This is a genomic window from Flavobacteriales bacterium (genome assembly GCA_016699575.1).
In the GTDB taxonomy this organism is placed as follows: domain Bacteria; phylum Bacteroidota; class Bacteroidia; order Flavobacteriales_F; family PHOS-HE28; genus PHOS-HE28.
This window is the reverse complement of the sequence record CP064979.1, coordinates 4,411,651-4,426,392: the sequence shown is the minus strand read 5'-3', so window position 1 is coordinate 4,426,392 and position 14,742 is coordinate 4,411,651. Positions and strand designations below refer to the sequence as shown.

Sequence of the window (14,742 nt, the reverse complement as noted above, 5' to 3'; positions counted from 1 at the left end):
CAAACTTCATTAGCCCGTCCATGCAATGGAAAGCCAAGGTCGGGCTTGAATGGCCGAACGACTATTTGGTATCCGTATGGTGCTCAGGCCAACCCGGCCGCAGGAGCATCGCCCCGCTGCCCCAGCCACCGCATGAAGCGGTAGTGCGAGGCAAAGGCAGAAGCCACCGTAGGGAAGCTGGTGTAGGGCACGTTGTGTTCGCGGCACACCTGCTGCACGATGGGAGCAATGGCCGGGTAGTGCACATGGCTCACGCGCGGGAACAGGTGGTGCTCGATCTGGAAGTTGAGCCCGCCCACGTACCAGCTCACAGCCTTACTGTTCATGGCGAAGTTGGCCGTGGTCATCACCTGGTGCTTGGCCCATTCATTCTCCAACTTCCTGCCTTCGTAGGCCTCATCGAAGTGCACACCCTCCACCACGTGCGCCAACTGGAACACCATGGCCAAGGTCAGCCCCATGCTCACCTGCATCACGGCGAACCCGATCAACCACGGCGAGAACCCTACCAAGTAAATGGGCAAGGCCACATAGAACGCGATGAACAGGACCTTGCTCACCCAGAAGATGATGTGCTCCTTGAGCGGGAAGGTGCTCATGGGCGTACGGTACACCATGCCCGAGAAGTACTTCTGGAAATCCATCACCGCGGCCCACAGGAACGAACTGAGTCCATAGATGAGGAACATGTAGAAGTGCTGCGCGCGGTGCGCCGGGTTCCACTTCTGCGTTCCGCATTGCCGTATCAGGGGCAACTTGGCAATGTCGTCATCCACGCCATCAACGTTGGTGTAGGTGTGGTGCACGATGTTGTGCTTCAGCTTCCAGATGTAGGCGTTCCCACCGAGGCAGTTCAGGCTCAGACCGGCGATGTCGTTCACGCGCTGGCTGGCACTGAAACCTCCGTGGCAGGCATCGTGCATGATGTTGAAGCCGATGCCTGCCAGCACGATCCCGAAAAGGGCGCTGCACATCAGTGCGACCGCCCAATGCAAGGGAACGAACAGGAGCAGACCGTACAGCGCGAAAGCGGCCATCACGAGCACGGCGCCTTTCAGGTAAAGCGCCGGAGTACCGGTCTTGGGCAGACGATTCTCTTTGAAATAGGCTTCCACCCGCTGATTGAGCGTTGCATGGAAACCGCTGTTCGTGTTGGCGAAGGTGACCTTGCTCATGCGTGCGCCGTGGCGTTGGCGAGTGGGTGGGTTCGCCGTGGCCCGGCGTGGGCTCAGTTGTTGCGGCCGAGTGCGCGGATGAAGCGGTAGTGGCTGGCAATGGCGCCGCCCATGGTGCGGAAGCTGGAATAGGGGATGCCGTGCTCCGCGCACACCTGCTGAACGATGGGGGCCAGCTTCGGATAGTGCACATGGCTGATGCGCGGGAACAGGTGGTGCTCGATCTGGAAATTCAATCCGCCGCACAACCAGCTGATCACCTTGTTGCGCATGGCGAAGTTGGCCGTGGTCATCACTTGGTGCGCAGCCCACTCGTGCGGGATCTTCTTGTCTTCCGTCGCTTCCTCGAAATGGGTCACTTCCACCACATGCGCCACCTGGAAAACGATGGCAAAGGCCATTCCCATGAAGGCATGCAGTACCAGGAATCCGACCAACCAAGGCAACCAGCCCAGCACCATGATCGGCAGCACAGCGTAGAAGAACACGTAGGCCAGCTTGCTGGCCCAGAAGATGATGTGCTCCTTGGCGCTCATTTTGGGCAGTGGGGTGGTCATGACGCGACGGCTGAAGTACTTCTTGTAATCGGCCCAGGTCACCATAAGCAAGCTTGTGAAGCTGTAGAGCAGGAAGCCGTAGATGTGCTGCAGACGGTGGAACCAGTACCGCTTCTGGCTCTCGCTCTGGCGAAGGATGGGCTGTAGTTGGATGTCGTCATCCATCCCGTCCACGTTGGTGAAGGTGTGGTGCACCACATTGTGTTTCTGCTTCCACATGAAGGCGTTCCCCCCGAGGCAATTGGCGGTGAGCCCCATCAGCTCGTTCACCCAGGGACGTGTGCTGTAGCTCCCATGGCAGGCATCGTGCATCACGTTGAACCCGATGAGCGCCAGGATCAATCCGAGGAGACCGCTCAGAACAAGGCCCAGCCACACAGGCATGGTTACAGCCAGCAGCACCACATAAATGGCCAAGGCACTGGGAAGCAGTATGGCCGTTTTCACGTGCAGGGCCGCATTGCCCGTGGGCTTCAACCGGTGTTCTGCGAAGTACGCGTCTACGCGCGCCTTAAGGCTTTCTTGGAATCCGCCGCGTTGGTTCAGGAAGGTGACTCTTGGCATGAGTTCAATCTGGGTCGGTGGCGAATGTAGTCCCGTGCCCGTGCGCAGCATCAGACGATCGTCAGACTTGTCCACCGCGCTGTCAACCAGGGACTTCCGTTGGCGAACCGCGAGGAGCCGGATCGCGTAGCAAGCAACCTCCCATGTCCTTCTTCCATTGTTCTGCGCTCCTGCTCGTATTCACTGCGTTATCTGCGGCCGCGCAGCCCGTCGACCTGGTCAAGGAACCAGTGCACGCCATGGTGGACGAGCCGCCAGCTTTCCCGGGAGGTGAAACTGCCTTGCGTAACCACCTGCTGAAGAGCATGTTGCTGCCCGATTCCGTTTTCCAGCAAGGTCTGACCGGAACCCTCAAGGTGCGCTTCGTGGTGGACCGCACAGGTGAAGTGCGCGAGGCAGAGGTCCTTTTCCCGCTTCATCCTGCCGTGGATGCCGAGGCTTTGCGTGTCGTGAGCGACCTGCCACTGTGGAGGCCCGGAAGGCTCAGGGGGACATCGGTGAACGTGATGTACGTGTTGCCCATCCGTTTCGGGAAGCGCTGAACCTCGTCCGCCTACCCACAAAGGGTGAATTCGAAGCCGTGGATGTCACGTGCCTCCGGGAGAATTCTAGTTTCACCCCACAAACCCACAAACACAACTGACATGGCAACATTATCCGGAGGAACAACCAGTAGCGCAGCGCCGGCTTCCATTTCAACCAGTGGCATCACCGGAGGAGGGAACGATGGCGCCTATAGTTGGTCGATCAGCGGTGAAGACGCCAACGGCAACATTACCCTAAGTGTGAATGGTGCCGCCTCGAACGTGCGCATCGACTCAAGCAACAATCTCACGGCCGACGTAGCAAGTGGAGGTACCACCTATATCACGTTCAGGTCAAGTGACGTTCAGAACTGGACCGTTTTCGCCAAGAGCAACAGTAAGACGTCGACATCCTCCGTGAAGTTCACCCGAGGGGGTGGGGGCGGGCACTGATCGTGCTTGCGGCGCCTGAAAGGGCGAAGTGTATCGGCGAAGGAACGATCTGCCCGCAGTGGTTGTTGCTGCGGGCAGTTTCGTTTCATGGCTGTCCGGGCAGTGTGCTTACGCGACGAGCGGGAGCGACAACGGTTCGTGTTCCACTGGCGGCCATCTGCCCAAGGCCTGCGCCGGTTTTTTTCTCCGGCCACGCGGCAGTTATGCGTCCACGCTTGATGTGCGGACGCCATGTGAAAGTGGATACCGGCTTGCGGGCCGAATGATGCCCAATTCCCCTGCTCAGCAGGACCTGTCCGATGGTGTTCACCATATTGGTCCTCATTTCGGTGCAGTTCTTACGCACCGTAGCCAAGCATCGGGAACCAAAACGGGTGAGCGTGGACAGAGCAGATCACCCTTCTCCTTCCGCTCGACGATCCTACTGGGGAATGCGGATCGCCCCGATGGGCCGCGTTCGCGTTCGCTCTGCGCTGTGGTGCGCGCGCGTCATGGCCGGATCGGTCGTGGGTTGGGTGTCGTTGTTCGAGCCGTTCGTGGCCAGCGGGCAGCGATCGGGGGCAGCGGCTGGTTCGTTGCAATGGGCCGATAGCGCGTTGCATGCACTGGTAGAGATGGCCGAACGGGCGCCGCGACCGACCCTGGGCCTTACCGAGGAATTGATGGCCGTTTATGCGAAGGCCGAGGATTCCTGCGGCCTGTCCCATGCACAAGCCTTCAGGTGCACCAGTTTCGATCAGCTGGGTGCATACGATTCAGCCATGGTGGCCGCTCAGGCTGCGCTCCGGTTATTCCATCAAGGCTGCGACAGTATGATCCTTATGCGAACCTATCTCGGGTTCAGCAACATGAAGCTGAGCCTGTCCGAGAACGCCGATGCTGATTCCCTGTGCACTTATGCGCTGCGCCATTGGAACCCAGCTTGGCCGGTGAGCCCGCTGCGGAGCGCGCTACTGACCAACCGTGCGATCGCCAAGGCATCCGGAGGGGACCTCCAAGGGGCCATGAACGGCTTCAAGGAGGTGCTCGCGCTCGCGCGGGAGGAAGGCAATGACAGGGATGTTGATGACGCATTGTCCAACATCGGTGTGCTCAAAGCCATGGTGGACGAACTGGACAGTTCGGACCACTACTTCAACATTGCGTTGGAGGCTGCACGGTCGAAGGGCAACAAGTCGCGTGTCGTGAAGCAGCTGATGAACCTGGCGGACAACCAAAGATCGCGCGGGCAGCACCGTTCTGCGATCGCTCTCTTCGACTCGGCACTGGTGCTCAGCCGCAGTACCGGCGATCTGCGTGAAGAGGCTTTCATGGAACTGCAGGTGAGCCGGTCGTTCACCGAACTGGGCGAGCATGCGTTGGCCAACGAGCGCTTGTACCGGCACCTTGTCCTGAACGATAGTCTGCTCAACCTGGAGAAGGTGCGTTCACTCGCCGAGGTGCAGGAGAAGTACGAAAGCGAGAAGAAGGCGAATGAGATCAAGGAGTTGCAGGTGCAGAAGCTCGATGCTGATCTGCGTGCTGAGAAAGTCCGGCGCATGCGCAACGTTTATCTCTTCAGTGCCGTGGTCGTCCTGGGACTGGCCGTGGGATTGTGGTACAGGCTCCGGTTCACGCGGCGCAGCCGAGCCGCCATCCAGAAGGAGAAGGACATCAGCGAAGGGCTTTTGCTCAACATCCTTCCATTGGAAGTGGCCGATGAACTGAAGGCGAAGGGCTACGCCGACGCAAGGGAATTCGAAACCGCCACCATCCTGTTCACTGATTTCAAGGGTTTCACGGAGCTGAGCGAGAAGCTGAGCCCGGCTGGTCTCATCGACGAACTGAACTTGTGCTTCAAGGCGTTCGACCGCATCATGGAGCAGTACAACATCGAGAAGATCAAAACGATCGGCGATGCATATATGGCCGCGGGCGGATTGCCCGACCCGGCCCATGGTCCACCAGGAGATGTGCTCTGTGCGGCCTTGGATATGCAGGATTTCATGGTCGAGTACGGACGTCGGCGCAGCGCGGAGGGAGCACCCTTCTTCAGTATGCGACTGGGCCTGCACACGGGAACGGTTATCGCCGGTATTGTGGGCGTCAAGAAATTCGCCTACGACATATGGGGCGATGCCGTGAACACCGCCAGCCGGATGGAGAGCAGCGGGGAAGTCGGGCGTGTGAACATCTCGCAGAGCACCTACGAGCGTGTGAAGGACGATCGACGCTTCAGGTTCATTGCCCGAGGGCTGGTGGCGGCCAAGGGCAAGGGCGAACTGGAAATGTGGTTCGCAGAACGCGCCACCTGATCATTTCTGACCGTTCGACCGACGCCACCTGGCCAAGTGGTTCTCGACCTGGGTTTCGAGCACGTCGTCAGCATGGTGGTCCACCTTGATGGTGAACGGCACGGCCTTGCCCAGCATCCGGCGGATGGTCCCAGGCTCGTTGTACGTGAGGCTCCACAGCTTGTCCTCGTAGATGAAGCTCCGTTTCACCCCGCTCGGGAATTCCATGGTGAACACCGGAACCGTCTTCGAACTGTCGCTGAACTGGATCACGATGTTGCGCTTGTCGGGAGATATCGTTACCACGCGCACTTCCAGGTCATGGAAGCGATGGGTCAGGCCTGGCTTGATGAGACCGCTCAACGTACTGTCGACCACGGGCATGTCCTGAGCGTCCTTTCCCTCAGGCACCGGGATCACCTGCCACCACTGCTGGCTGAAGATGTACGACACCCGGGTAATGGTGCGCAGAGTGCTGAACGGGATCCTCACATATCCGTTCTCGCCCCAACGGTGCCCGAAGGAATTGAGGAACGTGAACGTGCTGTCGTGATCGTCGTATCCTGTGCAGACCATCACATGGCCACCGTAGCATGTGTCGCGGTCATTGGCTTTGAGCACGTTCCAGATGAACGGCTCCTGGTTCCGCCAAGCACTGTCACCACCGAAAAGGAACGAACAATCAATGTCGATGTTCACCACCACGGGTTCCTTCCTGGCCAGGTGGTACTTCCATTGAACAGCATCGAAGGGAGCCTGGAACCTGCTCCCTCCAGGGTCCGATCTCCACATCATCACAGGGCGTGGAAGGCGCCTTTCCCTGGCGCGCATCAGGAGGTGCATCGGTACGGTGTCCTTGCACCCGCCATTTTGCGCGTCATAAGGGTATTCCGCCCATGTGCAGTTCCCGTATTGGCAGGCCACGGCAAATGTTGAACACAGGTCCACACCGTTCAGGCATGCGCGCGCGCTGGTATCCGGCTGCACATACTGTTTCACCATGTTGAAGAGGAACCCGGGACTGTAGATATCCGCTTCGTTCGGTGGCACGGACTTGTCCGGCTTGATGTTGCTTTCCCAATTCCGCCGGAACGACGCCAAACCGTAACCCAAGGCCCAAGCGGTGCAACTGGCTTGGTGTTTCTGGTCACCCGCAACGGGAAAAAACGGGCTCATGTCAACCCGCCGCGGCAGCGGGCAGTCCGATGGCAGTACGAAATCATGCTCCACACCGGCCGTTTCCACGAAACCGGCCAAGGGCAAGGGTACACTGGCGGGTTTCAGACCGGATTGGGAATGGGCTCCCGGAAGGTTGGTCAGAAGAAGGACAAGGAGTGAACAGTGCCGCATGCAGATAGGTAAAAATAAGCAAGCGCCCCATGCCAAGGTTGGAACGGACCATCCGGGTGTGTCCTCAGGCCGGGCCATCCAAAGCCGGGCGGAGGCTGGCGTTCATCACGGTTCGCGGAGAGGTCGTCCTGTTCGCGGTGATCGCCGCCCGGTACCACGGCCAGCCAGTCACCCTTGATGCAACTGCGGCCCTTACGTGCCACTGATGTGCTGTGGTTGATCCGGACGTACCGATCAGCACTGTTGCGGTGGTTGATGTGCGCGCTTCGACCGTGCCCGGTGAAGAGCCTGTTCCAGCGTTGTGGGTGCGCGTGAGTGTCAGCACTTCGTTCCAAGGATGCTTTAGCGCTAGGGTGTTGTGCAACGGATGATCGGTGCGCAACCATCACGTCATCGTAGCCAAGTGAGATCCGTCCATCGTGGATGTTCCATCGTCGGATCCCCATAAGCGTCTGCCGACTATTTCAGCCGACAGGCCGTCCAGTAGCGCTAGCTTTTCCGCATGAAGCACTTCGCCGCCGCCGCCCTCGCCTTGCTCGCAAGCACCCTCGAGGCCGCCACGTTCCACGTTGCCATATCCGGCAACGATGCCGGCAACGGACTGTCGATGGTAACCGCATGGGCCACTCTGCAACACGGCGCCGATGAAGCTGTTGCCGGTGATTCGGTGCTCGTGCACCCCGGCAGCTATCAGGGTTTCGCGGCCATGGACAACAGCGGCGCCGCTGGTGCGCCCATCGTGTTCCTCGCAACAGGTCCCGGCGTGAACATCACGAGCCCTTGCCCCTACAACAACCTGGACGGGATCAACGTGGAAGGCGTCAACTGGGTGGTCGTCGAGGGCTTCACTGTGAACGACATGCCGCGAACCGGGATCCGTACCGTGTTGAGCGATCATGTCACCATCCGTTACAACAGCTGCAACAGCAATTACAAGTGGGGCATCCTGACGGGTTTCGCCGAACACGTGACCGTCGAACACAACTCGTGCAGCGGCAGCGAGGATGAACATGGCATCTATGTGAGCAACAGTGCCGACGATCCCATCATCCGCTTCAACCACTGCTTCGACAACAACGCCAACGGCATCCACATGAACGGCGATGTGAGCTTGGGGGGAGATGGCATCATCAGCAGTGCACAGGTGTACGGCAATACCATCCACGGCAACGGTGTGGCCGGTGGAAGCGGCATCAATTGCGATGGTGTCGTGAACTCGGTCTTCTTCAACAACCTGCTCTACGACAACCACGCCAGCGGCATCAGCCTCTATCAGATCGATGGCGGCGCACCGAGCACGGGCAACAAGGTGTACAACAATACCATCATCAACGCCAGCGATGCGCGTTGGTGCGTGAACATCACGGACGACTGCACCGGTAACCAGCTGCTCAACAATATCCTGATCAATCAGCACGCTTGGAGGGGAAGCATTGTTGTTGCTGCCAGCGCGCTCGCTGGGTTCGTGAGCGACTTCAACCTGGTGACGGACCGCCTGAGCCCCGACGGCGATGCAACTATCCTGGACCTGGCCGCTTGGCAAGCCCTTGGATTCGACGCCAACAGCATGGTGGCCTCACCGCAGGCTTCCCTCTTCTCGATACCAGGTTCGGACTTCCACCCGTTGAGCGCGGCTGCCCAAATGGTGGATGCGGGGACCGCGGCAGTGAGTGCTGTGGTGGATTCCGATATCGAGGGCACGCCGCGGCCGCTGGGTTCCGGCTTCGACATCGGTTGCTACGAGAACGATCTGGGCACCGCGATCACGGGTGCGCTGTCCCAAGGCGAAGACTACCGCTTCGATGGGACGCATTTCCTGCTCCCCGATGACCGAAAGGCGACGCTGGTGTTGTTCTTCAGCACTGATGGCCGGTTGATGGCACGTCGGAACTTGAACGGATCAGCGCGGGTTGAAGCACTGTCCACCGGCGCCGGGGTCGCGGTGTTCAGGAATGCCGAAGATGCCACCGTGGGCGTGGTGAAGTGGTGCAGCCGCTAGCGCGGTGCCAACCTGCTCCAAACGGCGCTGTCCTGGAAGCAGCCGTTCCAGAAGAAGCTCTCCTTGAAGAGCCCTTCACGGGTGAACCCGCACGACGCCAGCAGCGCATTGCTGCCGATGTTGAGCGGATCGGTGTCGGCTTCGATGCTATGGAAGCCCAATCGCTCGAAGCCGCACTGGACAACGGCTTCCACAGCCTCGCGCATAATGCCCTTGCGCCAATGGTCCGCGTGCAGCATGTAGCCCACCTCGCCGCGGAAATGCTCGAACTTGATGCGGTAGTACCCGATGGTGCCGATCATGGTATCATCCCCGTTCAGGGTGATGGCCCACGAGATGCTCATGTTCGCATGGCGTTCACTGTCGATGCGCGCGAGGAGTTCCTCCGCATCGGCCAAGGTTGTGGCCCGGCGCCGACCGATGTACTGCATCACGCGTTCGTCGCTGCGCATGGCGAAGAGGGCGGCCGCGTCGTGCATGCGAGGTTCGCGGAGCAGCAGCCGTTCGGTGCGCAGGGTGGGGAAGTCGGACAGGTCGAGCGTAAGCATGGGCACGAAGATGGCGGTGCACGGCGTTAGGTTCGTCCCATGGCCACGTTCCTCGATGCATTGGATGAGCGGCTCAGCGGCTTCATCCGCGACCAGAAGATGTTCTTCACGGCCACCGCCCCGCACGATGGCCGCGTGAACCTTTCACCGAAAGGCCTCGACACGTTCCGCGTGCTATCGCCAACGCTTGTGGGCTACCTGGATGCCACAGGCAGCGGCAATGAGACAGCTGCGCACCTCAAGGAGAACGGCCGCCTTACGCTGATGTGGTGCGCCTTCGACGGTCCACCGCTCATCCTGCGCCTCTATTGCACGGGCCGCAGCGTGCAGCCTTCACATCCTGAGTGGTCGGAGCTGCGCCCGCACTTCGGACCGCCCATGTCCGGTGAGCGGCAGCTCATCATCGCGGACATCAATACCGTTCAGACGTCCTGCGGCTTCGGAGTGCCGTTGCTCGACTTCCGCGAGCACCGGACGCAACTCGGCGATTGGGCCGACCGGAAAGGAAAGGAGGGCGTGAGGGCTTACCGCGCGGAAAAGAACCAGGTGAGCATTGATGGACTGCCTACAGGGCTGGTTGTAGAGGCTTAGCGGATGCTGTCCACCCGGAGTTCCTGCGCGGTGGCCCCCAACTGGAACTGCGCAACATCGCCAACGCGCTTGCCCGTGAGCGCGCGTGCAATGGGCGCCGTGAACGCGATGCGTTGTTCCTGCACGTTGGCTTCGTCCACACCGACAATGGTGAAGTTGCGGCTGGAGCCTTTCTGGGGACCGTTGATGTAGGTGAAGCCAACCGTGGTCCCGAAGCGGACTTCATCCGGTGCAGCAACCGGTTCCACTGGTCGCGCGCTGCCGATGCGTTCGTTCAGCAGTGCCAGCTTCCCATCAATGATGGCGTGCTCGCGCCGGCGTTCCACGTCGCTGCCCTGCACTTGCGCATAAGAGCGTTCCAGTACCTCCTTCTCTTCCTGTAGCAATTGAAGTCCGCGGGGCGTCACGTAGTTGATGGCGCCATCGGGCAGCGGGGCGCGCGGCGGAATGAACGGCGCCTCCTCTTGGTCGTCCTCCTTGACGAAACCCCTGCTCATGGCGCCTAACCGTGGTAAACGCGGCTGCCTACAATGATGCCATTACGGACTTCGAGCACTTCGCCCACGCGCAGGTCTTCTTCACCGTCCACATGTCGGATGTATTCCATGAACACTTGCTCGTCATCGGCCGTCAGTTTCAGCACTTCGCACTGCAACGAAGGCAATCGCTCGAAGGCATCGCGCCACCAGTCGCGCAGGGCCGCCTTACCGGTCACCAAGCCGTTGGTTCCCGGTCGGCGCACCTTCAGTTTCGGGCTGAAGTGCTGCGCATCATCGGCGTATAGCCCCAGCAGGGCTCCAAGGTCGTGCGCGTTGAAGGCCGCGAACCAGCGCTGGGCGATGGCGCGTGTGGTGTCCGCGCCGCTCACAGTTTGATCGCTCGACCGGTGCGAACGCCATGAATGCCTAAGGTGCGCACCGTGTATGTCCCCGCCTGCAACGACGACAAGTCAACCTCGAATGGCATGGCTTGAGCAGTGCCAAGGTCCATGACGATACGCCCCTGTGCATCGAGGGCTTGCACGCGCTCGAACGGTATGTCCGTACGGATGGTGATGATGTCGGTCGTGGGGTTGTTTCCGATCTGCAGTGGAGCAATGTCGCTGTGCGCGGCAATGCCCATGCCTTCATCCATGTACTGGATGGTCTGTGAAAGGAAGGCCACTCGCGCCTCGAACGTGTTGATGAGCGCTGGATCGAAGAAGGTGCTCATGATGCTGAAACCGGATGGCGCAAAGTGGAACATGCTCACCGCACCGTCCAGTGCGTAGCTCCCCGGGCCCATGGCGTAGATGGGCGTGCTCATCGGGGCCATGCTCACCCCGTCCATGTACCAGTTCGTGGTGAAGATCCATGCGAGGCTGTCGTCGAACGCACCTTGCACACCAGCGTCAACGTACACGGCTGTGCAGCCAAGGGCGCCATCGTCCGCGTAGCTCTGCACGTCATAGGATGTCAGTCCCATGAAGTCATAGGCAAAGTCGCCGTTGACGAACGTGACCGGTGCGCTGCCGTACTGAGCGTACAGCAGGTCCTGGCCGATCACCCACAGGTGCTTGCCAGTGAAAACACGATCGATCAGTTCGGATTGGGCACCACTGTCCCAAAAGCCCAGCCCAACACCATCGGTACTGGCATACCAGATGACGTGGTCGTACGCATCCATGAACGCATTGGTCGGATAGGCGCCGCCACTGTCAGGTATGCTCCACACGTCGAACGACAACCCCGCAGCCGTGAGGTCGCTGATGATGGTGTCGGTGTTGTAGGTGATGTAGTCGTTGTCGTTCACCAACAGGATGTCCTGTGCGCTCGAGGCAACCGCGACGGCAACGGAACAGGAGAGGAGTAGGGGTCGGTTCATGGGCTTGGTACTTCGATGCGATCTTACCCATTGTCCGGGCAAGCAGCAAGCACCGATCTAACACCCCTTCACATTCGCTGGCACAGCTTAACGTCTTGGCGCCCTGCAGTGCCCGACACTCGCATCAGCTCCCACCAAATGAACCACCGTTCCCTGCTTTCCTTGTTTTGTGCTGCCTTGCTCTTTGCTTGCGGCGAGCCAACAACCACCGCCACGATCGTCCCGGCCCGGGACCCGGTCCTCCAGCGCATCGACACGTTGATGCACGAAGCCACGGCGGCCGGGTTCAACGGCTCGTTGCTCGTGCTCCGCGACGGCGTTGCGCTCATTGACACCGGCTACGGCCTGCGCGACCGCGAAGCGCAGCTGCTCAACACGCCGACCACGGTGCACGCCATCGGTTCCATCACCAAGCAGTTCACGGCGGCGTGCATCCTGAAGTTGCAGGAGCAGGGCAAGTTAAACGTGCAGGACAGCATGATCAAATACCTGCCAGGTGTTCCCGCGGATAAGCGCGGCATCACGCTGCACCACTTGCTCACGCACAGCGCCGGTTTCCCCGGGGCGATCGGCGATGACAATGAACCCGTGGACGGTGGCGCGTTCACCAAGTTGGCCATGTCGGTACCATTGGAGTTCGCGCCGGGCACGGGCTACAACTACTCCAATGTCGGCTACAGTTTGCTCGGCATCATCGTGGAGCACGTGAGCGGTATGGCCTTGGAGCGCTACCTCCAAGAGGAACTGCTGAAACCTGCGGGGCTCATGCACACCGGCTACCGCATGCCGGACTGGTCGAAGGACGAACTGGCCATCGGCTACCGCAAGGACGGCACCCGCTGGGGCACGATGCTCGATCACCCAACGGTGAACGGCGGACCAGGCTGGCACCTGCGCGGCAATGGTGGCATGCTAAGTACAACGCATGAGATGGCCGCGTGGGTGGATGCATTGCGCAGGAACAAGGTGCTTTCGAAGGCCAGCGTGGATGCCATGTTCGCGGAGCACGTTCCGGAGGGAGGCGGCTCTTTCTACGGTTATGGTTGGGCGCTTTTCAAGACCCAACGGGGCACCCGCCTCATCACCCACAACGGAGGCAATGGCGTGCAGTTCGCCGATGTGCTCTGGTACGCGGATGAAGGGGTCACCATCGTGCTGATGAGCAACGCCAGCCCGCGCGGCATGCAGGACCTGGCGTGGGAAGTGGGCCGCACGCTGCTCATCCCTGGTCACCAGCCCGAATTACCCGGAAAAAGCACGGTCTTGGAGGGTGTGCCCGATGGCCCAATAGGCGAGTGTATGAAAGCTTACAGCGCGGTTGTGGGCGCCACCGGGACCGATGAAGACCTGAAAACATGGTTCGGCGAACACTTCGGGCCGGGCTTCGTCAACGACATTCCGATGGAGCAGCACCTCAGCGCCTTCAAGCGCATGCGCACGGATATCGGCGCGAACACGATCGCTGGCGTGGAGCAGCTCGGTCCGGAGGAATACGTGCTGCTGCTCACCAGCAACAAGAACGGCAGCCGTTTCCGTGTGATGATGCAGCTGCGCCCCAGCGATGCACGCATTGCCGGACTGGGTGTTGAGAAGCTGTGAGGTCAGGACAGCGAGAGCAGCAAGAGGCCGCCGCATACCGCCAGCACCGCCGCCAACGTGCGCTTGAAGCGGCGCAGGGTGCGGGCCTTTTCCAGTTCGAGGCGGAGGTTGAGTTCGCTGCGGGTCATGTTGCTCCCCGATGGCGCCGAGGTGGCGTACGGGCGTTCTACGTAGCAACGCAGGGAAAGGTGCCGCTCGTGCACAGCATTGCGGACATGTCGCGCCGATACCTTCAGCGCCATGGAGGCGGGAGCCAAGGGAACCCTGGGAATGGCCCGGCGGTGCGCAGAAGCATTCTTCTTCGGCAATTGGTTCTACGGGGTGTGCGCGGTGGCCTTGGGCGTGGAGGCCGCCCTGCAGCAGCGTGTGCCGCTCAACGGGCCTTTGTTCCACATCATACTGTACCTGGGGGCCACAGCCTTCTACGATCTAGCGTACAGGCACCTGCCTGCCAGCGAAGGCAAGGATGAGCGGACGCAGTGGTATGTGCGGCATGCGGGCACACGGCGTTGGGTGCAGCACGTGCTTTGGGCAGCGCTTGTGGTCTGCATCGGTTTGGTGCTGCGCGATGCTTGGCACGCACGCGCGTCGGTGAGGTGGGAGCAATTGGCGCTTCTCGTATTGTTCCCCTTTGTTGGGCTGCTCTACTACGGAACGGGTTCGAAGGGTCTGCGCCGCATCGGTTGGTTGAAGCCGTTCGTCCTGGGGTTCGTGTGGGCCGGGGTGGTTACTGTTTACCCAGCCTTGATGGCGCGCCTGCTTGATGGAGCCGTGGTGCCCGATGTGGGCATCAGCGTCCGCCTCTTCTTCAAGAACATGATGTTCTGCGCGCTCATCGGCATGCTGTTCGACATCAAGGATCATGCTGATGATCATCGGAACGCATTGCGCACCTTCATCGTGGAACGCGGCCTGCGCACCACATTGTTCCGCATCGCCCTGCCAATGGCTGCCCTTGGTCTCATGACTTTCCTGTACTACGGGGCCACACACGGCTTCAGCACCATGAAGCTGGTGCTGAACACCATCCCGTTCGTCGCCATGGCCGGTGTCATTTACGCGCTCCGGAAGCGGCGCTCGATCCTGTACTATCTGGTGGTGGTTGACGGTCTTCTGGTGGTGAAGGCCGTTTGCGGCAGTGTGGCCATGCGCTGGTTCTGAGGACAAGGGCCTTCGGCATCAAATCACAGCTGTTCACAACGACCGGTCACCGTTGCTTGCCGCGGGGAAGTGCACGTTCTACCTT

Annotated in this window: 15 protein-coding genes; 7 read left to right on the top strand and 8 right to left on the bottom strand. The window is 60.4% G+C overall.

Going from position 1 to position 14,742, the window contains the following annotated elements:
- Positions 1-83 precede the first annotated feature (83 nt).
- Complete coding sequence (locus IPJ76_18760; GenBank protein QQR86593.1) at positions 84-1,175, bottom strand: acyl-CoA desaturase; 1,092 nt, start codon at positions 1,173-1,175, stop codon at positions 84-86.
- 53 nt (positions 1,176-1,228) lie between these two features.
- Positions 1,229-2,296 (bottom strand): acyl-CoA desaturase, encoded by a 1,068-nt coding sequence (locus IPJ76_18755; protein QQR86592.1) that lies wholly within the window; start codon positions 2,294-2,296, stop codon positions 1,229-1,231.
- A 143-nt stretch (positions 2,297-2,439) separates the two neighbouring features.
- Here IPJ76_18755 and IPJ76_18750 point away from each other — a divergent pair, with 143 nt between their 5' ends.
- From IPJ76_18750 to IPJ76_18740, 3 genes are all read left to right on the top strand, one after another.
- Positions 2,440-2,838 (top strand): energy transducer TonB, encoded by a 399-nt coding sequence (locus IPJ76_18750; protein ID QQR86591.1) that lies wholly within the window; start codon positions 2,440-2,442, stop codon positions 2,836-2,838.
- Between the two features lie 102 nt (positions 2,839-2,940).
- Complete coding sequence (locus IPJ76_18745; GenBank protein ID QQR86590.1) at positions 2,941-3,273, top strand: hypothetical protein; 333 nt, start codon at positions 2,941-2,943, stop codon at positions 3,271-3,273.
- A 431-nt stretch (positions 3,274-3,704) separates the two neighbouring features.
- On the top strand, positions 3,705-5,567 hold the full coding sequence (locus IPJ76_18740) for a hypothetical protein (GenBank protein QQR86589.1): 1,863 nt from the start codon (positions 3,705-3,707) through the stop codon (positions 5,565-5,567).
- Here IPJ76_18740 and IPJ76_18735 read toward each other — a convergent pair whose 3' ends face one another.
- The gene (locus tag IPJ76_18735) at positions 5,568-6,896 is read right to left on the bottom strand and encodes a C1 family peptidase (GenBank protein QQR86588.1); all 1,329 of its coding nucleotides are present in this window, start codon (positions 6,894-6,896) and stop codon (positions 5,568-5,570) included.
- A gap of 502 nt (positions 6,897-7,398) precedes the next feature.
- Between IPJ76_18735 and IPJ76_18730 the strand changes: the two genes are divergently transcribed.
- Positions 7,399-8,895 (top strand): right-handed parallel beta-helix repeat-containing protein, encoded by a 1,497-nt coding sequence (locus tag IPJ76_18730; protein QQR86587.1) that lies wholly within the window; start codon positions 7,399-7,401, stop codon positions 8,893-8,895.
- Here IPJ76_18730 and IPJ76_18725 read toward each other — a convergent pair.
- Positions 8,892-9,443 (bottom strand): GNAT family N-acetyltransferase, encoded by a 552-nt coding sequence (locus tag IPJ76_18725; protein ID QQR86586.1) that lies wholly within the window; start codon positions 9,441-9,443, stop codon positions 8,892-8,894. The two genes, IPJ76_18730 and IPJ76_18725, sit on opposite strands and share 4 nt — an antisense overlap.
- Before the next feature lie 39 nt (positions 9,444-9,482).
- On the opposite strand from IPJ76_18725, the gene IPJ76_18720 reads away from it, so the two are divergent.
- Positions 9,483-10,034: a pyridoxamine 5'-phosphate oxidase family protein gene (locus IPJ76_18720; protein ID QQR86585.1), complete on the top strand. Its 552-nt coding sequence runs from the start codon at positions 9,483-9,485 to the stop codon at positions 10,032-10,034.
- Here IPJ76_18720 and IPJ76_18715 read toward each other — a convergent pair.
- Genes IPJ76_18715 through IPJ76_18705 form a run of 3 tightly spaced genes read right to left on the bottom strand, consistent with a single transcriptional unit; the run spans position 10,031 to position 11,897 of the window.
- Entirely contained in the window at positions 10,031-10,531 is a 501-nt protein-coding gene (locus IPJ76_18715) for a GreA/GreB family elongation factor (GenBank protein QQR86584.1), read from the bottom strand. The genes IPJ76_18720 and IPJ76_18715 overlap by 4 nt on opposite strands.
- A 5-nt stretch (positions 10,532-10,536) precedes the next feature.
- Positions 10,537-10,902 (bottom strand): nuclear transport factor 2 family protein, encoded by a 366-nt coding sequence (locus tag IPJ76_18710; protein QQR86583.1) that lies wholly within the window; start codon positions 10,900-10,902, stop codon positions 10,537-10,539.
- Positions 10,899-11,897 (bottom strand): T9SS type A sorting domain-containing protein, encoded by a 999-nt coding sequence (locus IPJ76_18705; GenBank protein QQR86582.1) that lies wholly within the window; start codon positions 11,895-11,897, stop codon positions 10,899-10,901. Before IPJ76_18705 ends, IPJ76_18710 begins: the two co-directional genes overlap by 4 nt.
- A 138-nt stretch (positions 11,898-12,035) precedes the next feature.
- Between IPJ76_18705 and IPJ76_18700 the strand changes: the two genes are divergently transcribed.
- Positions 12,036-13,496: a beta-lactamase family protein gene (locus IPJ76_18700; GenBank protein ID QQR86581.1), complete on the top strand. Its 1,461-nt coding sequence runs from the start codon at positions 12,036-12,038 to the stop codon at positions 13,494-13,496.
- A 2-nt stretch (positions 13,497-13,498) separates the two neighbouring features.
- On the opposite strand, the gene IPJ76_18695 is transcribed toward IPJ76_18700, so the two are convergent.
- Positions 13,499-13,738 carry a hypothetical protein gene (locus tag IPJ76_18695; protein ID QQR86580.1) on the bottom strand — a complete coding sequence of 80 codons (240 nt, stop codon included), beginning with the start codon at positions 13,736-13,738 and terminating at the stop codon, positions 13,499-13,501.
- Here IPJ76_18695 and IPJ76_18690 point away from each other — a divergent pair.
- Positions 13,737-14,657 (top strand): hypothetical protein, encoded by a 921-nt coding sequence (locus IPJ76_18690; GenBank protein QQR86579.1) that lies wholly within the window; start codon positions 13,737-13,739, stop codon positions 14,655-14,657. The genes IPJ76_18695 and IPJ76_18690 overlap by 2 nt on opposite strands.
- Positions 14,658-14,742 lie beyond the last annotated feature (85 nt).

Excerpts from the sequence above, each read along its gene's own strand:
- IPJ76_18760 (QQR86593.1), bottom strand. The coding sequence starts at position 1,175 with ATGAGCAAGGTCACCTTCGCCAACACGAACAGCGGTTTCCATGCAACG.
- IPJ76_18755 (QQR86592.1), bottom strand. The coding sequence starts at position 2,296 with ATGCCAAGAGTCACCTTCCTGAACCAACGCGGCGGATTCCAAGAAAGC.
- IPJ76_18750 (QQR86591.1), top strand. The coding sequence starts at position 2,440 with ATGTCCTTCTTCCATTGTTCTGCGCTCCTGCTCGTATTCACTGCGTTA.
- IPJ76_18745 (QQR86590.1), top strand. The coding sequence starts at position 2,941 with ATGGCAACATTATCCGGAGGAACAACCAGTAGCGCAGCGCCGGCTTCC.
- IPJ76_18740 (QQR86589.1), top strand. The coding sequence starts at position 3,705 with ATGCGGATCGCCCCGATGGGCCGCGTTCGCGTTCGCTCTGCGCTGTGG.
- IPJ76_18735 (QQR86588.1), bottom strand. The coding sequence starts at position 6,896 with ATGCGGCACTGTTCACTCCTTGTCCTTCTTCTGACCAACCTTCCGGGA.
- IPJ76_18730 (QQR86587.1), top strand. The coding sequence starts at position 7,399 with ATGAAGCACTTCGCCGCCGCCGCCCTCGCCTTGCTCGCAAGCACCCTC.
- IPJ76_18725 (QQR86586.1), bottom strand. The coding sequence starts at position 9,443 with ATGCTTACGCTCGACCTGTCCGACTTCCCCACCCTGCGCACCGAACGG.
- IPJ76_18720 (QQR86585.1), top strand. The coding sequence starts at position 9,483 with ATGGCCACGTTCCTCGATGCATTGGATGAGCGGCTCAGCGGCTTCATC.
- IPJ76_18715 (QQR86584.1), bottom strand. The coding sequence starts at position 10,531 with ATGAGCAGGGGTTTCGTCAAGGAGGACGACCAAGAGGAGGCGCCGTTC.
- IPJ76_18705 (QQR86582.1), bottom strand. The coding sequence starts at position 11,897 with ATGAACCGACCCCTACTCCTCTCCTGTTCCGTTGCCGTCGCGGTTGCC.
- IPJ76_18700 (QQR86581.1), top strand. The coding sequence starts at position 12,036 with ATGAACCACCGTTCCCTGCTTTCCTTGTTTTGTGCTGCCTTGCTCTTT.
- IPJ76_18690 (QQR86579.1), top strand. The coding sequence starts at position 13,737 with ATGGAGGCGGGAGCCAAGGGAACCCTGGGAATGGCCCGGCGGTGCGCA.
- IPJ76_18695 (QQR86580.1), bottom strand. The coding sequence starts at position 13,738 with ATGGCGCTGAAGGTATCGGCGCGACATGTCCGCAATGCTGTGCACGAG.